At 69.2% G+C, this 19,473-nt stretch carries 17 protein-coding genes; 10 read left to right on the forward strand and 7 right to left on the reverse strand.

The window, feature by feature from the left end; all coding sequences use genetic code 11:
• Positions 1-246 precede the first annotated feature (246 nt).
• The 3 genes from BMZ45_RS10550 to fdhD are packed head-to-tail and all read left to right on the forward strand — an operon-like array spanning position 247 to position 3,547.
• Positions 247-2,517, forward strand: a complete 2,271-nt coding sequence (locus BMZ45_RS10550) for an FdhF/YdeP family oxidoreductase (RefSeq protein ID WP_091635975.1) — start codon at positions 247-249, stop codon at positions 2,515-2,517.
• Positions 2,514-2,750 (forward strand): helix-turn-helix domain-containing protein, encoded by a 237-nt coding sequence (locus tag BMZ45_RS10555; RefSeq protein ID WP_091635978.1) that lies wholly within the window; start codon positions 2,514-2,516, stop codon positions 2,748-2,750. Before BMZ45_RS10550 ends, BMZ45_RS10555 begins: the two co-directional genes overlap by 4 nt.
• A complete protein-coding gene (gene fdhD / locus BMZ45_RS10560; protein WP_175489035.1) occupies positions 2,735-3,547 on the forward strand; it encodes a formate dehydrogenase accessory sulfurtransferase FdhD in 813 nt (270 codons plus the stop codon). The genes BMZ45_RS10555 and fdhD overlap by 16 nt, the downstream gene beginning before the upstream one ends.
• A gap of 15 nt (positions 3,548-3,562) precedes the next feature.
• Here fdhD and BMZ45_RS10565 read toward each other — a convergent pair whose 3' ends face one another.
• The gene (locus tag BMZ45_RS10565) at positions 3,563-5,464 is read right to left on the reverse strand and encodes an alpha/beta hydrolase family protein (protein ID WP_091635984.1); all 1,902 of its coding nucleotides are present in this window, start codon (positions 5,462-5,464) and stop codon (positions 3,563-3,565) included.
• Positions 5,465-5,737: 273 nt separating this feature from the next.
• On the opposite strand from BMZ45_RS10565, the gene BMZ45_RS10570 reads away from it, so the two are divergent.
• A complete protein-coding gene (locus BMZ45_RS10570; RefSeq protein ID WP_091636421.1) occupies positions 5,738-7,558 on the forward strand; it encodes a DUF885 domain-containing protein in 1,821 nt (606 codons plus the stop codon).
• A gap of 139 nt (positions 7,559-7,697) precedes the next feature.
• Positions 7,698-8,585, forward strand: a complete 888-nt coding sequence (locus BMZ45_RS10575) for a hypothetical protein (protein ID WP_091635987.1) — start codon at positions 7,698-7,700, stop codon at positions 8,583-8,585.
• A 22-nt stretch (positions 8,586-8,607) separates the two neighbouring features.
• Here BMZ45_RS10575 and BMZ45_RS10580 read toward each other — a convergent pair whose 3' ends face one another.
• The gene (locus BMZ45_RS10580) at positions 8,608-8,958 is read right to left on the reverse strand and encodes a GFA family protein (protein WP_091635990.1); all 351 of its coding nucleotides are present in this window, start codon (positions 8,956-8,958) and stop codon (positions 8,608-8,610) included.
• A 111-nt stretch (positions 8,959-9,069) separates the two neighbouring features.
• Here BMZ45_RS10580 and BMZ45_RS10585 point away from each other — a divergent pair, with 111 nt between their 5' ends.
• The 3 genes from BMZ45_RS10585 (at position 9,070) to BMZ45_RS10595 (ending at position 12,396) form a co-directional block, all read left to right on the forward strand.
• Positions 9,070-9,972, forward strand: a complete 903-nt coding sequence (locus BMZ45_RS10585) for a DUF72 domain-containing protein (RefSeq protein ID WP_091635993.1) — start codon at positions 9,070-9,072, stop codon at positions 9,970-9,972.
• Positions 9,973-10,085: 113 nt separating this feature from the next.
• Positions 10,086-11,069 (forward strand): aldo/keto reductase, encoded by a 984-nt coding sequence (locus BMZ45_RS10590; protein ID WP_091635995.1) that lies wholly within the window; start codon positions 10,086-10,088, stop codon positions 11,067-11,069.
• A 7-nt stretch (positions 11,070-11,076) separates the two neighbouring features.
• Positions 11,077-12,396 carry an NTP/NDP exchange transporter gene (locus tag BMZ45_RS10595; RefSeq protein ID WP_091635998.1) on the forward strand — a complete coding sequence of 440 codons (1,320 nt, stop codon included), beginning with the start codon at positions 11,077-11,079 and terminating at the stop codon, positions 12,394-12,396.
• A 6-nt stretch (positions 12,397-12,402) separates the two neighbouring features.
• On the opposite strand, the gene BMZ45_RS21995 is transcribed toward BMZ45_RS10595, so the two are convergent.
• From BMZ45_RS21995 to BMZ45_RS10610, 3 genes are all read right to left on the reverse strand, one after another.
• Complete coding sequence (locus BMZ45_RS21995; RefSeq protein WP_091636001.1) at positions 12,403-13,035, reverse strand: CatB-related O-acetyltransferase; 633 nt, start codon at positions 13,033-13,035, stop codon at positions 12,403-12,405.
• 53 nt (positions 13,036-13,088) lie between these two features.
• The gene (locus BMZ45_RS10605; RefSeq protein WP_091636003.1) at positions 13,089-14,651 is read right to left on the reverse strand and encodes a tetratricopeptide repeat protein; all 1,563 of its coding nucleotides are present in this window, start codon (positions 14,649-14,651) and stop codon (positions 13,089-13,091) included.
• 157 nt (positions 14,652-14,808) lie between these two features.
• Positions 14,809-15,447, reverse strand: a complete 639-nt coding sequence (locus BMZ45_RS10610) for an NAD(P)-dependent oxidoreductase (RefSeq protein WP_091636006.1) — start codon at positions 15,445-15,447, stop codon at positions 14,809-14,811.
• An 81-nt stretch (positions 15,448-15,528) separates the two neighbouring features.
• On the opposite strand from BMZ45_RS10610, the gene BMZ45_RS10615 reads away from it, so the two are divergent.
• The gene (locus BMZ45_RS10615) at positions 15,529-16,431 is read left to right on the forward strand and encodes a LysR family transcriptional regulator (protein ID WP_217643184.1); all 903 of its coding nucleotides are present in this window, start codon (positions 15,529-15,531) and stop codon (positions 16,429-16,431) included.
• On the opposite strand, the gene BMZ45_RS10620 is transcribed toward BMZ45_RS10615, so the two are convergent.
• Together BMZ45_RS10620 and BMZ45_RS10625 are read right to left on the reverse strand one after the other, a co-directional pair.
• On the reverse strand, positions 16,432-17,343 hold the full coding sequence (locus BMZ45_RS10620) for a cyclase family protein (RefSeq protein ID WP_091636009.1): 912 nt from the start codon (positions 17,341-17,343) through the stop codon (positions 16,432-16,434).
• Positions 17,344-17,356: 13 nt separating this feature from the next.
• Positions 17,357-18,253 (reverse strand): DMT family transporter, encoded by an 897-nt coding sequence (locus tag BMZ45_RS10625; RefSeq protein WP_091636012.1) that lies wholly within the window; start codon positions 18,251-18,253, stop codon positions 17,357-17,359.
• A 230-nt stretch (positions 18,254-18,483) separates the two neighbouring features.
• Here BMZ45_RS10625 and BMZ45_RS10630 point away from each other — a divergent pair, with 230 nt between their 5' ends.
• Positions 18,484-19,368, forward strand: a complete 885-nt coding sequence (locus BMZ45_RS10630) for a LysR substrate-binding domain-containing protein (RefSeq protein WP_091636015.1) — start codon at positions 18,484-18,486, stop codon at positions 19,366-19,368.
• Positions 19,369-19,473 lie beyond the last annotated feature (105 nt).

The raw sequence follows: 19,473 nt of genomic DNA on the forward strand, positions 1-19,473 counted from the left end.
TGCGGCGGAAACGCGGGTTTACAGGTCCGATGACGATCACGGTTCGCGGGTCTTGCTCGGTGCCGCGTGCGGCGGCGGTGGAGAATTTGTTGCATTGCCGCACACCAGCGTCAAGCCGGGATTTCGGCGCGCGCGCGGTCGCCAGGCGTAGCCTTCATGCTTTTCCAAACGAAGCCTGAACGTACGGCGCGCGCGCGCCGGTCGGCTATGCTGCACGCGAGGCCACGGCCCGATCAGCGAACCACGATGTCCGACGACAAACCCATCGACCACTACGACAAGCCCGCCGGCGGCTGGGACGCCCTGCGCAGTTCCTGGCAGGCGCTGCGCGACCAGCAGGTCGTGATCAAGGGCGCCGGCACCCTGCTCAAAGCCAATCAGCCCAAGGGTTTCGACTGCCCGGGCTGCGCCTGGCCGGACCGCAATGCGCACTCGACCTTCGAGTTCTGCGAGAACGGGGTCAAGGCGGTCGCCAACGAGGCCACCTCCAAGCGGGTGACGCGCGAATTCTTCGCCGCCCACAGCGTCGCCGAGCTGGCCGAAATGGACGATCGCGCGCTCGAGGCGCAGGGCCGGCTGACCGAACCGATGTCCTATGACCCCATAAGCGATCGTTATGTGCCGATCGCCTGGGAGCAGGCGTTCGCGCGCATCGCCGAGGCCCTGCAAGGCCTGGACAGCGCGAACGAAGCGATCTTCTACACCTCCGGACGCACCTCCAACGAGGCCGCGTTCCTGTACCAGCTGTTCGTGCGCGAGTACGGCACCAACAACCTGCCCGACTGCTCCAACATGTGCCACGAGCCTTCGGGCGTGGCCCTGACCGAACAGCTGGGCAGCGGCAAGGGCTCGGTCACCCTGGACGACTTCGAGCGCGCCGAGGCGATCTTCGTGTTCGGCCAGAACCCGGGCACCAACCACCCGCGCATGCTCGGCGAGCTGCGCAGCGCGGCCAAGCGCGGCTGCCGCATCGTCGCCTTCAATCCGCTGCGCGAGCGCGGCCTGGAACGCTTCGCCAATCCGCAGTCGCCCACCGAGATGCTCAGCGGCGGCAGCACCCGCATCGCCACCGAGTACTACCAGCCGCGCATCGGCGGCGACCTCGCCGTCGCCACCGCGCTGGCCAAGCAGGTGGTCGAGGCCGGCGCGGTCGACCAGGCCTTCGTCCATACCTACACGCGCGGCTACGACGCCTTCGCCGACGCCCTGCGCGCGACCTCCTGGGAGGCGCTGGAGCGCGAGTCGGGCTTGAGCCGCGCGCAGCTGCAAGAAGCCGGACGCATCTATATCGACAGCCGCGCGACCATTCTGTGCTGGGGCATGGGCATCACCCAGCACCGGCGCAGCGTGGCCACCATCCAGATGCTGGCCAACCTGCTGCTGCTGCGCGGCAACATCGGCAAACCCGGCGCCGGCCCCTGCCCGGTGCGCGGCCACTCCAACGTGCAGGGCGACCGCACGATGGGCATCTACGAACAGCCCTCGGCGCGCTTCCTGGACAAGCTGGGCGCGGCCTTCGGCTTCGAGCCGCCGCGCGAACACGGCTTCGACACCCTGGCCGCGATCGAGGCCATGCGCGACGGCCGCGGCAAAGTGTTCTTCGCCATGGGCGGCAACTTCGCCGCCGCCACGCCCGACACCGCCCTGGTCTACGAGGCGTTGCGCAACTGCGCGCTGACCGTGCACGTGAGCACCAAGCTCAATCGCTCGCACCTGGTCCACGGCCGCGAGGCCCTGATCCTGCCCTGCCTGGGCCGCACCGAGATCGACCTGCAAGCCACCGGCCCGCAGGCGGTCACGGTCGAGGATTCGATGAGCATGGTGCACCTGTCCTCGGGCATGAACCCGCCGGCCTCGGCGCAGCTGCTGTCCGAGCCCGCGATCGTCGCGCGCCTGGCCGCGGCCACCCTGCCCGACAGCGCCACGCCCTGGCTGGCCCTGGTCGAGGACTACGACCGCATCCGCGAACGCATCGCCCGGGTCGTCGACGGCTTCGAGGACTTCAACCGGCGGGTGCGCACGCCCGGCGGCTTCCACCTGCGTCATCCCGGCCGCGAACGCGAGTTCCCGACCGCGACCGGCAAGGCGCAGTTCTTCGTGCACGCGCTGGGCGATACCGACACGGGCGAGCCCGCCCTGCTGCAGCTGATGACGGTGCGTTCGCACGACCAATACAACACCACCGTCTACGGCCTGGACGACCGCTATCGCGGCGTGCACGGCCTGCGCCGGGTCTGCTTCATCGGCCGCCACGACCTGGCCGCGCTCGGCTACGCGGACGGCGATCTGGTCGACATCACCTCGGTCTGGGACGACGGCCGCGGCGGTATCGAAGAGCGCCGCGTCGACGGTTTCCGCCTGGTCGAATACGACATTCCGCGCGGCTGCCTGGCCGCCTACTTCCCCGAGACCAACCCGCTGGTGCCGCTGGGCAGCCATGCCGAGCGCGCGCGCACGCCGGCCTCGAAATCGATCCCGGTGCGGCTGAGCCGCAGCGCCGTCGCCGTCTCGCGATGAGCGAGGATCCTGCCCTGGCGTTGCTGCGCCTGTTGGCCGAGGAGGACCGCCAGTCCGTCCACCGCGTCGCCAAGCGCCTGGGCCTGGGCTTGAGCGAACTGCAGCGCCTGCTGGCCGCGCTGGGCGACGATCCGCGCTACGACGGACTCGATCTCGTCGTGCAGCAGCGCGAGGGCGAGCGCGTGCTGCTGGCGCTCACCGACAAGGGCCGCCGCCTGTGCGGTCATCCATGAGCGACGCCCTGCGGCCGGTGCGCACCCTGCGCCTGCACGGCGACGCGCGCAGCGAGCACGAAGACGCGGTGGTGGTCGAGGCGCCGGTGGCCCTGCTCTACAACGGCCTCGCGTTCGCGGTGATGATGGCCACACCGGAATCGCTGGAGGATTTCGCGCTCGGCTTCGCCCTCAGCGAAGGCATCGTCGCCGCGCCGCAGGAATACCGCCTGGTCGACGTGGTGCGCAGCGAGGCCGGCGTCGCCCTGCACGGCGCGATCCCGCAATCGCGCTACGACGCCATCGCCGATCGCCGCCGCAACCTGGAAGGCCGCAGCGGCTGCGGCCTGTGCGGGGTGGAGTCGCTGCGCGAAGCGCTACGCCCGGTCGCGCGGGTGGACAGCGCGGTGCGCGCGAGCCGCGCCGAGATCCGCGCCGCCCTGGATGCGCTGGCCGCGCAGCAGCCCTTGAACGCGCGCAGCGGCGGCGTCCACGCGGCCGGCTTCGCCCACCCCGGCGGCCTGCTGGTGCGCGAGGACGTCGGCCGTCACAACGCCCTGGACAAACTGATCGGCGCGCTGGCGCGCTCGTCGCCCGCGCTGGACCCGCGCTCGGGCTTTCTGGTCATGACCTCGCGCGCCTCCTACGAACTGCTGCACAAGGCCGCCAGCGCCGGCATCGGCCTGGTGGTGGCGATCTCCGCCCCCACCGACCTGGCCATCCGCACCGCCGAGGACGCCGGCATCACCCTGGCCGCGTTCGCGCGCGGGGATTCGTTGAATGTCTATACCCGCGCCGAGCGCATCCGTGCCGACTGAGGCCTGCGTGCCGGATCAGCGCAGGTACTTGTCCAGAAAGGCCAGCACGGTCTCGTAGTACTTGCGTCGGCTGGCGTCGCCATAGAAGCCATGAGCTTCCTGAGGCGGAAAGTAGGTCTCGTAGTACTTGCCTGCCTTGTCCATAGCACGTTTCATGGCCTTGGCATGAGCCGGGGGAACACGCTCATCGAGCATGCCGTGTACCAGCAGAACCCCTGCCTTGATTTGAGCCGCGTGCGTGGTTGGCGAAATCCGCTCCAAGGTCTCCTCGTCCTCGCCCAACGTGGCACGCAAAAAACCGCGGCCGTAGCGCGTACGTCGGATATCACCCTTGCGATACATCAGAGGCAGATCATACGGCCCGGCGAAACCGACGACGCATCGATACAGATCGGGTTCGCGCACCGCCCCCATCATGGCCGCGTAGCCGCCGTAGCTTCCGCCCCAGATGCAGATCCGCTGAGCATCGATTCCCGCGTTCGCGATGGCCCAACGGGTCGCATCGGTGAGGTCGTCCTGCATGGCCGCGCCCCACTGCCGATAGCCCGCTTCCATGAAATCGCGCCCGCGCCCTCCCGAACCGCGGAAATTGACTCGGAGCACCGCATAGCCGCGCGTCGCCAGCATTTGCACTTCGTCGTCGTAGTGCCACTGGTCCTCGATATCGAACGGCCCGCCATGGGGCATCAACACCAACGGCGTGGCCGCAGCGCTGGCCGGGCGCGTCAGCCAGCCGCGTATCGTCAGCCCGTCGCGAGCCTTGAACTCGACCTCGCGCGTGGGCGCCATGCTCGCAGCGGAAAGCCAAGGGCGGCTTTTCACCAGAAGTTCGAGCTTGCCCGTCGAAGTCTTCAGCAGATAGTAGCGCGGCGGTTCCAGTGCGCCCCCCACCGTGACCACAGCAAGCTTGCCGTCGCGGCTGGCGCTGCTGACGCGCGTGAGCTCGCCCGGAAACTCTTGCTCCAAGTTCCGCAACAAGCGCACGTGCGGATGCGATTCATCGAAGAAACGCGCCTTGGGTTGCATACCGCCATACACCGCGCCCACGGGCTCCCTGTGATCCAGCGACCAGACCAGGCTCTGCGGGTTGGCATTCGGGTCCGACGCGACCACCGTCCGCTCTCCACTGGCTAGATCGATGCGCTCGATCACATCCGGCCCCTTGCTGCGTTCGCTCCACAGATAGCCGTAGCGGCCGTCCGCACTGGTCCCGTAGGGCGTCACGTTGACGCCGCTGGTCGTCTCGTCGTTCACGACCAGCCACTGATCGCCATGACGGCGGTAGAGGTGCTGCTTACTGCCCTTGTCCCAGTGCCAGCTGAAGGACACGCGCCCCTGGTCGTCGCCAAGAAATTCCGAATCCGGCTCCGGCGACGCCACCACTTCGACGCGCGTATCTCTGTCATCGATACGCTGCCTGTATACGCGCGACGCGCAGACGAAGTCGCGCGAACCGGTCAAACGGACGCTTTTGGATGCGCCGCATCCGCGTACCAGCAGCATGTCCGGCTCGGCGAGCAAACTCAGTACATTCGCCCCCCAACTCGCACCGGTGGTTCCGTCGATATCCAGCCAGCGCACCCCGAACGTCCGGTAGGGCTGTTCTGCCTTACCGTCGCGCTCCAGCACCGTGGCGAAGACACGATGGTCTGAAACCCATAACAGCTCGTCCACGAAAGTGCCCGCGCCTGCATTGAGGTGCCCGACCAGCTTGAGATCCTCTCGACGCAGAATCGCCATGACCGTCCGGTCCGCCTGCGGCACGCGCACGGCCAGATACTCGCCGCTGGGCGAAAGCGTCAACGCTTCGAAGCGCGCGTCCTTGAGAAAATCGTCCAGCGTAGGCGCCGCCGCCCACGCGCTCGCTGCCATCGCCGCGTTGACGACCAGCAGCGCGGCCAACTTCAGTACTCGCATGTTTTCCCCTGTCGCCGGGCACTCCAGCGCCGCAACAGGTTAGCCGGATCGGCCAAACCGCAAAACAGCCCGCGTGCGCATCCATCTGTTTGATGCCACGAAGGTGCTTTGAGGGTGCAGTGCTGGCCGCCTCGGATTCGCATGGACCGAACCCGCCCCCTCCCATCGGCAAAGCGCGGGGGCGACCAACGGCCTATGCGGAGGGCCCCGGGCGCGCGATATCCTGCGCGGATCGCGGCGTCCGCCGCCCCCTCGAGACCCCGTATGCGCCTGTTGCGTAAGTCGCCGCTAGCCCTGGCCCTGCTGACCGTCACCCTCGCCGCCTGCCAGCCGAAGACGGCCGACGCGCCGCAGGCGCCCGCGGCCGCCACCAGCGCCGCGGCGACCACCTCCGACGCCGCCGTCGACGCCCGCTTCGCCGAGCTGTCCAAGCAGTGGCTGGACGGCTGGCTGAAGCTGAATCCGGTGTCGGCGACCCAGATCGGCGAGCACCGTTACGACGGCGAGGTCGACGACCTCAGCGAGACCGGCCGCAAGGCCCAGGTCGATTTCGCCAAGAAGCTGCTGGGCGAGCTGGACACGGTGGATCTGAGCAAGCTCTCGCGCGAGAACCAGATCGATGCGGCGATCCTGCGCAACCAGCTGCGCTCGGACGTGTGGGGCATCGAAACCCTGCAGAGCTGGGCCTGGGACCCGCAGGTCTACAGCGGCCTGGCCGGCGGCGCGATCTACAACCTGATGGCGCGCGAGTTCGCGCCGATGCCGCAGCGCCTGAAGTCGGCGACCGTGCGCATGGAGAAGATCCCGCAGATCTTCGCCCAGGCGCGCGCCAACCTCGACCCGACCCGGGTGCCGAAGATCCACGCCGAGACCGTCGCCAAGCAGAACGCCGGCGTGCTCAGCCTGGTCGACACCTTCATCGTGCCCAACGCCGGCCAGCTCCAGGGCGCGGACCGCAAGCGCCTGGACGCGGCCGTCGCCGGCCTGCGCAAGGCCGTGGCCGAGCAGCAGAAGTGGCTGGACGAAACCCTAGTGCCGAACGCCAAGGGCAACTTCCGCATCGGCCAGACCCTGTACGACGAAAAGCTGCAGTACTCGCTGAACTCGTCGCTGTCGCGCGCCGAAATCAAGCAGCGCGCCGAGGCCGAGCTGGTGCGCGTGCGCGGCGACATGTACGCGATCGCGCAGAAGGTGCTCAAGGACAAGCCGGGCGCGCCCGCGCTGCCGGACAAGCCCAGCGCCGAGGAGCAGCAGAAGGCGATCGAGGCCGCGCTGGAGCTGGCCTACGCCGAGAAGCCCGCGCGCGACAAGGTGGTCGATTTCGCCAAGCAGACCCTGGCCGACGCGACCGCGTTCACCCGCGCCAAGGACCTGGTCACGGTGCCCAACGATCCGGTCAAGATCATCCTGATGCCGGAGTTCCAGCGCGGCGTCGCGGTGGCCTACTGCGATTCGCCGGGCCCGCTGGATCGCGGCCTGGACACCTACTACGCGATCTCGCCGATTCCGGACGACTGGAGCGACAAGCAGGTCGATTCGTTCCTGCGCGAATACAACAACCGCATGATCCACCTGCTGTCCATCCACGAGGCGATGCCGGGCCACTACCTGGAAGGCGCGCACTCGGCCAAGTCGCCGTCGACCCTGCGCGCGGTGCTGCGCTCGGGCCTGTTCGCCGAGGGTTGGGCGGTCTACACCGAGGACATGATGGCCGACGCGGGTTATCTGGATAACGACCCGCTGTTCCGCCTGGTCCAGCTGAAGTTCTACCTGCGCACCATCGCCAACGCCATCCTCGACCAGGGCGTCCAGGTCGACAACTGGACCAAGGAACAGGCGATGGAGCTGATGACCAAGCAGGCCTTCCAGCAGGCCAGCGAGGCCGAAGGCAAGTGGGTGCGCGCGCAGCTGACCTCGGCGCAGCTGCCGACCTACTTCGTCGGCGCGCAGGAGCACTTCGACATGCGCAAGGCGGTGGAGACCAAGCTGGGCGCGCAGTTCAACGCCAAGGCCTACCACGACCAGGTGCTGTCCTACGGCGCACCGCCGGTGCGGTTCGTGCGGCAGATGATGTTGAACGAGCCGATCAAGTAAGTCGCGCATCGGTTCGCGAGGAGTACCAAGACCGGCGCCGCGAGGCGCCGGTCTTTTTTTGTGCCCGATTGCCCCGCCCCTCCCCCTGCCCTAGGCTGCCCCAACCCCCCGTCCACGCATCACCGCAGGAAGCCTCCCGATGCCCGCACGCCGTTTCCTCTCCGCGCTCCTCGCGCTGTGCTGCCTGCAGCTGTCCCCGGCGCAAGCCGCCGACGCCCTCGCGCAGGACATGAAAGCCCGGCTGCAACGCTCGGACCCGGCCTTGGACATCGTCATCGAAGCGCCCGATCGCCTGCGTCTGCACAAGGCTGGCGAGGACCTGGGCGTCGTCGAGCTCGGCAACCTGCGCGAGATCTGCGCCAAGCAGCCGGGCGCCGTCTGCGAGCAGCAGAAACAGCGACGCGTGGCCTTGCAGACGCAGGTCGAGGACCTGACCTCCGAGCGCATACCGCTGTCCGAGCTGCGCCTGGTGGTGCGCCCCGCGGATTTCCAGGCTTCCGTGCAGCGCCAGCTGGAAACCCTGGCGCAAGGCAAGTCCGCGGCCGAGCGCGCCAAACTGATGGAGAGCGGACCGGTGCTGCGGCCCTTGGGCGCGCATTTCTCCAAGGGCTGGGTGCGCGATTCGGAGCTAGGCATGGCCTTGCTCTCGCCTGCGCAGGTACGCAGCAGCGGTCTGACCGAAGGCGAACTCGACCGCATCGGCGCGGCCAATCTGGAGCGCGAGGAGATCGACCCGCTGACCGCGCAGGACGGCTACCCGGGCGTGTTCGCGACCCAGGGCAACGACTATCTGCCCAGCGTGCTGGTCGATGAAGCCCTATGGCAGCGCGTGGCCGGTCGCCACGGGCGCAGCGACGCCGCCGTCTGCCTGCCGGCGCGTCACGAACTGCTGGTCTACCTGCCCGAGCTGGACCCGAAACGACGCGTCGACTTCGAAGCGATGTGCACGACCATGGCGCAGGGCGCGGCGCCGACGTTCTCGTCTCGCGTGATACGCCGCAGCGGCGGGCGTTGGCAGCTGGACTGACCGCGCCGGCGCCGATCGCGGCTCAATGATCGCGCCCGTTCCACGGCACGATCTTCACCGTCGCCAGGTCCACGCCGTCCAGGCAGCGCACATTGATGCAGCCCATCGCCGAGCCGTCCGGCCCCTTGCCTTCGCTGAAGGGCGAGATCCCGCAGTTCGGGCAGAAATGATGGGCGATCACGCCGGTGTTGAAACGGTAGGTGCCCAGGTCGGCTTCGTCGGTGGTCAGGCGCAGCGCAGCGCGCGGCACGAACCAGAGCAGGCCGCCACGGCGACGGCACATCGAGCAATTGCAGTCCAAGGCCTGGTCGATATCGCCGTCGACTTCGTAAGCGATCTTGCCGCAATGGCAACTGCCGGTGTGGGTGGTCATGCTGATGCTCCCTGTGCCTGTCGCGCCACTGTCGGCGCGACGTGAGCTTAACGTTTCGGCGCTATGCTCGCCTGCGTTCCGCACCTCTCACTCTCGGACGGCGAAACACCGATGAGCCCCACGCGCAGCAAGAAGCCCGCCCCCGCCGGCGATCTGTTCTCCGCGCCTCCCGCCGACAGCGGCAGCGGCGGCGATACGCGTTCTGTCCCGCCAGTGGACGGCATCCGCGTCGGCATCGGCGGTTGGACCTACGCGCCCTGGCGCGACAACTTCTATCCCAAGGGGCTGGTGCAACGGCGCGAGCTGGAATACGCGAGCCGCGAGCTCAGCAGCATCGAGATCAACGGCACGTTCTACAGCGCGCAGAAGCCGGCCACCTACGCCAAGTGGGCGGCGGAGACGCCGGATGTCTTCGCGTTCTCGCTCAAGGCGCCCGGGCGGATCACCCAATCCGGTGCGCTGGCGCGCAACGTCAAGGCCGCGCAGGCGTTCGTCGACGGCGGCCTGGCCGAGTTCGGCCAGCGCCTGGGCCCGATCCTGTGGCAGCTGGCGCCCAGTCGCAGCTTCGACGCCGACGATGTCGCCGCCTTCCTCGACGGCCTGCCGCGCGAACTCGACGGCCGCGCCCTGCGCCATGTGCTGGAAGTGCGCCACGACAGCTTTCGCGATCCGGCCTACCTGCGCCTCGCGCGCGAGCGTCGGATCGCCACCGTCTACACCGATTCCAGCGACTACCCGTCGCTGGCCGACATCACCGGCGACTTCGTGTACGCGCGCCTGATGCGTTCGCGCGCCGACGTGGCGAGCGGCTACCCCGATGCCGAGCTCGACGCTTGGGCGCGCCGCGCGCGCGAATGGGCCACGGGCGGAGATCCGGCCGACCTGGCGCATGTGGACGCCGTCGGTGCAGCGGGCGCGCGCCCGCGCGAGGTCTATCTGTATTTCATCAGCGCCGCCAAGGCGCGCAATCCGGCCGCGGCGATGGCCTTGCTGCAGCGTCTCGGCGCACGCTGAGTCCCGCGACGGCGGTACCGCCGCGGGCACATGGCTAACGGCACTGTCCGCAACCCGCGCCACGGGCGAGGCTGCGGCGTGTCCACGTCTTCCCCGCAACGCGAGTACGCGCCATGGCCAGCCGTCGGGATTTCCTCACCACCGCCACCCTCACCGCCACCGGATTGGCGCTGGCGCCGCTGGCTGCCTGCAGCCAGGACACGCCGCGCCCCTTGGGCACCAGCCCGAACAAGCCGGCCGGCGCGCTCACCGCCGAGCAGCCGTTCCGCGGCCCGCTGTTGAAACGCGCGATTCCCTCCAGCGGCGAGCCACTGCCCGTGATCGGCATGGGCACTTCGGGCAGCTTCGAGGTCGGCGCCGGCGCCGACGCGCGCGATCCCTTGCGCGAAGTGCTCAAGCGCTTCATCGATGCCGGCGCGACCGTGATCGACACCGCCCCGACCTATTCCAGCGCCGAGGACGTGCTCGGCGACCTGCTGGCCGAAACCCGGGCGCGGCCCAAGCTGTTCCTGGCCACCAAGCTCTCCGGCGTGAGCGGCCGCGAGCAAGGCCTGGCCCAGTTCGGCGAATCCTTGCGCCGCCTGAAGACCGACAAGATCGATCTGCTGCAGGTCCACAACCTGCGCGACACCGGCACCCAGCTCGCGCTCGCACGCGAGCTCAAGCAGCAGGGCAAGGTGCGCTACGTCGGCCTGACCCATTACCGCGACGACGCCCACGCGCAACTCGCCCAGGACATGCGCGCGCTCAAGCCCGAGTTCGTGCAGATCAACTACTCGCCGGTCTCGCGCGCGGCCGAACGCACGATCTTCCCGATCGCGCGCGAGCTGGGCATCGCGGTGATCGTCAACCGCGCCTTCGAGGACGGCCGTCTGTTCGCCCAGGTGCGCGACAAGCCGCTGCCGGACTGGGCGGCGGAGGTCGGTGCCGCCTCCTGGGCGCAGCTGTTCCTCAAGTTCGTGCTCAGCGAACCGGCGGTGACGGTGGTGATTCCGGCCACCTCCAAGCCCAAGAATCAGACCGACAATCTTCAGGCCGGCGTCGGCGCCCTGCTGGACGCGAAGCAGCGCGCGGCCCTGATCGCGGCGATCGGATGAGACGCGCGTGAGCCCGTCCGCGCCGACGCGCCAGCTCGCCCGCCTGTTCGGTATCGACCCGCGCGAGGCCGAGCCGGCGGCGGCCGGCGCGTTGCTGTTCTTCCTGCTGTTCGCCGGCTACTTCATGCTGCGCCCGGTGCGCGAGACCATGGGCATCGCCGGCGGCGTGGATAACCTGCAATGGCTGTTCACCGGCACCTTCGTCGCGACGCTGGCGGTGATGCCGTTGTTCGGCTGGGTGGCCGGACGCGTGCAGCGCCGCCACGTACTGCCCTGGACCTTCGGCTTCTTCGCCCTGAACCTGGCCGGGTTCGCGCTGGGCTTCCACTGGGCGCCGGACAATCTGTGGTTCGCGCGCAGCTTCTACATCTGGCTGTCGGTGTTCAACCTGATCGCGATCTCGGTGGCCTGGAGCGTGTTGGCCGATCTGTTCCCGATCGCGCAGGCCAAACGCGTGTTCGCGCTGATGGCCTCGGGCGCGAGTTTCGGCGGCCTGCTCGGCCCCCTGCTGGGCGTGATCCTCGTCGGCCGCATCGGCCATGCCGGCCTGCTGTGGCTGTCGGCGGCGCTGCTGATCGCGGCGATCTACGTGGCGCGGCGCCTGCAGCGTTGGCGCGACGCTCATCCCATCCACGCCGAAGCCAGCGCGGCGGCGCGCGCGCGCCCGCTCGGCGGCAGCCCCTTCGCCGGCTTCACCGACGTGCTGCGCTCGCCCTACCTGCTCGGCATCGCCGCCTTTGTGCTGTTGCTGGCCAGCGTCAGCACCTTTCTCTATTTCGAGCAGGCGCGACTGGTCGAACTGACCTATCCCGACCGCGCCGACCAGACCCGCGTGTTCGGCACCATCGACGTGGTGGTGCAGAGCCTGGCGATCCTGTCGCAGCTGTTCCTGACCGGGCGCCTGGCGCAGCGGCTGGGCATCGGCGTGTTGCTGGTCGCGGTCCCGCTGGTGACGGTGTTGGGCTTCCTGTGGCTGGCGCTGGCGCCGACCTTCGCCGTGCTGGCGGTGGTGATGGTGGTGCGCCGCGCCGGCGAATACGCCTTCGTGCGGCCGGGTCGCGAGATGTTGTTCACCTCGGTGCCGACCCAGGCCAAGTACAAGGCCAAGAACTTCATCGATTCGGTGGTCTATCGCGGCGCCGATGCGGTCAGCGGCTGGGCCAAGGCGCTGGTCGACGCGCTCGCCCAGCATCCCGCCCTGGCGGCCCTGATCGGCGCGGCGATCGCGCTGACCTGGGCGTGCACCGGCTACGGCCTGGCGCGCGCGCAGGCGCGCCAGGCCGTAGCCGACGCGCCCTTGCCCGCGGACGCCGCCACTACGACCTGAGCGCGCTCAAGGCGCCGCTTCCAGCGCATCCAGGTCGGCGCCCACGATCAGCTCCAGATTGCGGCTGACCTTGGCCGCGTCCCAATCCCACCACGCGATGCGCAGCAAGCGTTCGATCTGCGCCGGCTCGTAGCGCATGCGCAGCACCCGCGCCGGGTTGCCGCCGACGATGGCGTAAGGCGGCACGTCCGCGCTCACCACCGAACGCGCCGCGACGATGGCGCCGTCGCCGACGCGCACACCGGGCATCAGCATGGCCTGATAGCCGATCCAGACGTCGTTGCCGACCACGGTGTCGCCCTTGTACGGCAGCTCTTCGGGCAGCGGCGTGCTGCGCTCCCAGCCGTTGCCGAAGATGTTGAAGGGATAGGTCGAGAATCCCGACATGCGGTGGTTGGCGCCGTTCATGACGAAGGTGGCACCGCGCGCTATCGCGCAGTAGCGGCCGATGATCAGGCGGTCGCCGATGAAGGGAAACAGGTACAGGACGTTGCGGGCGAACCCTTCCGAATCCTCGGGGTCGTCGTAGTAGCTGTACTCGCCTACCTGGATCTGCGGGTTGTCGACGGTATTGCGGATGTAGCAGATCTGCGGAAAACCGCGCATCGGATGCGGGTCGCTGGGATCGGGGCCGTGCATGCGGGCTCCTGCGTGCGTATTCGCGCGCAGTATGCCAGCGGCCGCGTGTCCGATTAATTCATTTCGTTCGCGCCGAAGATCGCGTAGCGCTCGATGCGGCCCACCTTGTTCACCGCCTCCTGCACGCTGCGCCGCGCGATCAGCTCGGCCTTGCGCGCGCGCCAGACGCGATCGCCGGGCAGGGGCTCGGCTTCACGGAAATCCTGCAGCCACCGCAAGACCTCTTCGCGTTCGCTGGCCGAGGCCAGCAGCTCCAGCAAGAGCTGCTCGGCCTCGTCCATGCGCTCGCCGTAGATCAATCCGCTCAGCAGCAGGGTTTCGCTGTCCGTTCTGTGTGCTCGCAGGTAGGTCAGCGCGCGTTCGGCAGCGGTCGCGTCGCGCTTCTGTACGGCGGCGCGCAACTGCACCAGCGTCTGCACCATGCGCCCGTAGCCGCTGATATCGTTGCCGGCGCGCGCCGCGGCCGCCAGGGCCTCGTCGGCGCGGCCCAGGGAGGCGTAGTAGTCGCCCAGGTTCAGGGCCTGGCTGACGTTGGCGACGCCGTCTTCGTTGAGGCGGCTCGCGCGCTGCAATTCCAGCAGCGCCTCGTCGTAGCGGCCGAGGCGGCGCAGCGCGATGGCGCGCGAATTCATCACCCAGACCTCGGCGCCCAGGTCGGCATAGGCGGGGCGATCCTTCGGCGCCTCGGCGATGCCCGCGATCACCCGGTTGGACTGCAACAGCGCCTCCTCGCTGCGGCCCTGGGTGAGCAGGGCGGAGCCGAGCTGCACCTGCAGATCCAGCGAATCCGGCCGGGCCGCGGCCAGAGAGCGATACAGCTCGGTCTCGCGCTGGGCGGCATTCTCGACATTGAAGGCGACCGCATCGCGGTCGACGATCGCGTCGAAGCGCTTGTCGGCGCGCAGCTTGACCAGCTCGATCGGCGCGGACACGCGCCGGATCGCCGCGCGCGCGGCGTCGATTTCGCCGCGATCGACGCGGATCACCGCCAACTCGTACCAGGCCGCGCTGGCGCCCTGCCCCTTGCGCTGCCAGTTCGCATCCAGCAGGGCCTGCAACAGGCTCAGCCGAATCGGCGAGCGCGGCTTGAGCTTGTAGATCAACGCGAAGATGTGGCCGTCGTCCAGGTTGTCCAGCAGTTCCGGCCAATGTTCGATCAGATGGATCAAGGACTCGGCCGCCGCCGCGGGGTCGCCCTGTAGGCGCTCCAGCAGGGAGCGCCGATACCAGTCGTCCGGATCGCCGGGGTCGACGGCGATGGCGCGCCGGAACAGCTCCAGCGCATGGGCATCGCGATCCAGCCGCCAGGCATTCATGGCCGCCGCCGAAAGCGTGCGGCGCTGCTCTGCGGCGGACAAGCGGACGAAGCGACGGTCGCCGATGGCGGCCGCGAGCGCGGGATCGGCTTCCTTACGGTAAGCGCATTCGGCCAGCGTCAACGCGACCAGGCGGCGCGTCTCGTAGGTGCGAAACAGGAAGGACCTGCGCGGCTGCTCGGCGGCGACGGCCAAGGCGCCGAGGTGTTCGCAATCGACCTCGGCGTCCGCGGACGCGGTCGGGCTGAAACCCAGAATCAGACTCAGGACGACGCTCGCCCCGACTGGCTTGCCGCGCATGCTGTCCCCTGCCGACGCGTCGCGCCGGCCTCTCCCCCAGATGCGGGCAGGTTAGCCCAAGCGCTGCGGTCGGTGGCGCGTTCTGGCGCAAGGCACGCCGTTCCGGCGCAAGCCCGACGGCGACGCGCGGTGGGCGATCCACCGCGCGCCGTCGGGCTCAGTAAGCGATGCTGAAACGACGTCGGCTATGCGCCGGCTGCTCCAGTTCGTCGATCAAGGCCAGCGCGTAGTCCTCGACCGAAATCGCGGAATTGCCGGCCTCGTCGACCAACAGCTGCTCGCCGCCGAGGCGGAAGCGGCCGGTGCGCTCGCCGGGCGAGATCAGGGCCGCCGGGCTGAGGAAGGTCCAGTCCAGGGTGGGCTCGGCGCGCAGCGATTCGAGCACGTCGCGGCCGCCCAAGGCGGCGCCCTTCCACTGCGCGGGAAAGTCCGGGGTATCGACCAGCTGCACGCCGGGCGCGACCTCCAGGCTGCCGGCGCCGCCGACCACCAGCAGACGCGGCACGCCGGCCTGCTTGGTCGCGGCGACGATGGCCGCCGAGCCGCGGTTGAAGTAGCCGCGTACGTCGTCCTGGGCATGGCCGCTGAAGGCGCTGATCACGGCCTCGTGGCCGGCCAGTTGCTGGGCCAGGCGGTCCTGGTCGAGCACGTCGGTGGCGACCGCGCTCAGACCCGGCTGGGCGCTCAGCTTTTCCGGATGGCCGACCAGGGCGGTGACCCGGTGGCCGCGCGACAGGGCTTCGTTACGCAGCGCCGAGCCGATGAAGCCGCTGGCGCCGATCAGGGCGATGTGCATGGGACTGCTCCGTTGGGGTTAGGTGGCGCTAGTATTCCCACTGCAAGATCGCTCGATAAGATGCGTATCCGGACTAGAACTATGAAGCTGGACTTCACGATAGACCGCCTCAAGCGCATGGCCCTGTACGCCCGCGTGGTCGAGCTGGGCTCGATGAGCGCAGCCGCGCGCGAGCTGGACATGACGCCGTCGGCGGTGAGCCAGCAGCTACGCCGGCTGGAGGAGGAGATCGGGGTGGTCCTGCTGCACCGCTCCACTCGCAAGCTCACCACCACCGAGGCCGGGCAGGCCTACTACGAGGATTGCGCGGGCATGCTGCACGCCGCGCGCGCGGCCGAGCGCCGGCTCGGCGATCTGCGCGACGAACCGCGCGGCGAGTTGCGGGTGGCGGTGCCGGTGGGTTTCGCCAGCCACCTCGCCGGCGCGCTGGCGCCCCTGCTGCACGCGCATCCCGCACTGTCGCTGCGCCTGTTCGCCGAGGACCGCCAGATCGATCTGATCGGCGAGCGCATCGACCTGGCGGTGCGCGTGGGCCGCCTGGTCGATTCCAACCTGATCGCCCGCCGCCTGGCCGAGTGGAACTACCTGCTCGCGACCACGCCCGCCTACGCGCAGGCGCACGGGCTGCCGCGCACGCCGGAGGAGCTGGGCCAGCACCCGATGCTGATGCTGAGCGTGATCAACCAGCCCGAGTACGTGGAGCTGCACCGCCCCGGCGAACCGATGCGGCGCGTGCGCGTGGGCGGACGCATCGTCGGCAACAGCGCCGAGGCGCTCAAGCAGATGATGCTGCAAGGCCTGGGCATCATGCGCCTGCCCGGCCCCGACGCGGCGCCGCTGCTGGCCGACGGCCGCGCGCTGCGGGTGCTGCCGGAGTGGTCGATGGCGCCTCTGGGCGTGTACGCGGTCACCGCCCAGCGCGATTCGCAACCGGCCAAGGTGCGGTTGGCGATCGCCGCCCTGCAGGCCTATCTGGCGGAGTGATCAGTCCAGTCGCGCCAGCGCGCGCACCGGGAAGGTACCGGCGCCGCGCACCTTGGGCGGCACCGCGCTGAAACGGAAGCCCTCGTCCGGCAGCGCGGCCAGATTGCGCAGGTGCTCGACGATCAGGATGTCGGCGCCCAGCAAGGTGCTGTGCACCGGTCGCGCGCGCCCGCGGGTGTCGTCGATGTTCATCGAATCGATGCCGACCAGCTTGACCCCGCACTCGCGCAGATACACCGCCGCGTCCTCGGTCAGGAACGGATGCCCGACCGCGTAGGCGGGATCGGCCCAATGCGCGTCCCAGCCGGTATGCACGAGTACGGCGCGTCCGCGCAATTCCTTGTCGCGGAACCAGGAGGCGTCGATCGCGTTGACCTGGCGGTGGTCGGCGCGCACCACGATGCCCTCCAGATCCGCGCAGGCCTCGGGCTTGAGCTCGGACAAGTCGTGGCCGTGCGCATAACGGTGCGAGGGGCAGTCGATGTAGGTGCCGGTGTTGGCGACCATCTCGATGCGCGCGATCTGGAACTCGGTGCCTTCCTCGTAGATCGCCCGCGACGCTTCGCGGCTGAGGTAATCGCACACGCGCGCGGCGGGCATGCCCGGATACGTGACCAGACCGTCCTCGATGGTGTGGCTGAGGTCGACGTAGATGCGCCGCCCCGGATCGGCCGCATCGGTCTTGCGCTTGTGCGCCTCGACGATGATCGCCTTATTGAGGATGCGCGCCTTGCCGACCATCAGCAGGCGCAGGTCCTGCACGATGTAGTCGACCAGGGCGGCGTCGGCGATGTCGTCGCCGTCGATGTCGAGGCGGAAATCCTGGCCCTGGATGCCGCCGCCGTTGGTGAACTCGATGTCGAAATCGAAGCGGACGCGGTGCTGTACGGGTTCGCGGTGGCTGTCGTTCATGTCCCGGGCTCCCTCAGCGCGCGCTGCGCTGGCTGATCGCGACGCTGCCCAGAATCATCGCGCCGGCGATGCCCATGGTCAGGGTCAGCGGCTCGTCCAGCAGCATCCAGGCCCAGGCCACGCCGAACACCGGAATCAGATACGTCACGGTGGACGCTCGGTTGGCGCCGATGCGCGCGATCAAGCGGTAATACATGACGAAGGCCGCGCCGGTGCAGAGCACGCCCAGCATCGCCGCCGAGAACCAGGACTTCATCGGGATGTCGTGCGTGGGCCAGCTACTGAGCGCGAACGGCAGAGTCAGCAGCGCCGCGGAACCGAGCGTGGCCGAAGCGACCGCCGCCGGCGGCAGGCCGCTGAGATGACGGCGCACCAGGTTGATGCCGATGCCGTACAGGAAGGCCGCACCCGCACCGGCCGCCACCGCCCAGCTGATGCTGGCGCCGGCGGTCTTGCCGCTGGCCAGCACCACCACGCCGGCGAAGCCGACCAGCAGCGCCACGCTGCGGCGCGCGCCGATCTTCTCGCCGAAGAACAGGAACCCGACCAGCGCGGTGAACAGCACCGTCATCGCGTTGGCGATCGCGCCGATGCCGGCCGGCGCGCGCTGCGCGGCCCAGGCGAACAGCATGAAGGGCACCGCCGAATTGATCGCGCCGATCAGCACGATCTTCGGCCAGATCCTGGCGGGGAACTGCGCGCGCGCGCGCCACAGGAACGGCAGCAGCACCAGCGAACCCAGCGCCAGTCGCACCTCGACCAGCGGCATCGCGCCGAAATCGTGGACGGCGATGCGCATGAACAGGAACGAGGCGCCCCAGATCGCGCCCAGCAGTCCCAGTTCCAACGGGGTCAGCCAGGCCCGCGTCGCGGGTGTCGGCAAAGGGACGGCGGTGTCGATGGAAGGCATGACGGAGCTCGCTTGGGGCGGAGGGAGGTGCGTGGTACGGAGGCCGAAACCGATCTGTGGCGGGCCAAGTACGGCTGCTGCGGGGGATGCCAGGCGGTCCCGCCGCATCGCGCCGCCGCGGCCGACCCGGGCAACAGCCAAATTGCTGGCTGAGACCATTGTCCTCACCCGTATCGCCATCACAAGCGCATACTTTGGAGGTCAGGCACAAACAGGATTTGAGGCTAACCATGGCCCTGCGTTCCGACTTGCTGCCGGCGCTGGCGGCGTTCGAAGCCGCCGCCCGTCACCAGAATTTCGCCCACGCCGCCGAAGAGCTGCATCTGACCGCCAGCGCGGTCAGTCACCACGTACGCAAGCTGGAGGCGCGGCTGGAAGTCAGCCTGTTCCAGCGCCACGCGCGCGGGGTCTCGTTGACCGCCGAAGGCCGCCAGCTCGCCGACGCCGCGGGCTCGGCCATGGCCGACATGGAAGGCGTGCTGCGCAGCCTGCGGGTCGCGCGCGCCGAGCACGACAAAGTGCGCATCACCACCCTGCACTCGCTGGCCTACACCTGGCTGCTGCCGCGCCTGCCCTCGTTCGTCGCCGCGCATCCGCAGCTGCGCTTGAGCGTGGACACCGAGATCGCGCTGACCCGGTTCGACGAAGGCGGCCCCGACCTGGGCATCCGCCACGGCCCCGGCCACTGGCCGGGCCTGACCGCGCATCATCTGATGGACGACTACCTGTTCCCGGTCGCCTCGCCCAGGCTGCCCGGCGTGTCCGAACTCAGCGAGGCCGCGCATGTCGCACGCCTGCCGCTGATCTCCGACCACGCGCGCCAGGGTTGGCACGACTGGTTCCGCGCCGCCGAGGTGCACGGGGTCAAACTGGACGAACGCTACAGCTTCAGCGACACCACCGACGCGCTCGCCGCCGCGGTCCACGGCCTGGGCGCCGCGCTCGCGCGCCAGCAAGTGGCGGTGCCGTATCTGGCCTCGGGCCAACTGATCCGCCTGCCCGGCCCACCGATCAAGGCGCGCTGGGGCTACTACGCGGTCTATCCCGCGCACCGCCGCCTGCGCGCCTCGGCGCGGCTGTTTCTGGAGTGGCTGCTGGCGTTGGACAAGGACTGAGGCCACTCCGCCGCATCCCGCTCCTACCCCAAGGCCAGGCCCCAAGCTCGCGAGACCGCCACGCCCAGCTCCCTGTAGGAGCGGCGCAAGCCGCGACCCGGAACC

The organism is Lysobacter sp. cf310, from assembly GCF_900114355.1.
Lineage (GTDB): Bacteria > Pseudomonadota > Gammaproteobacteria > Xanthomonadales > Xanthomonadaceae > Lysobacter.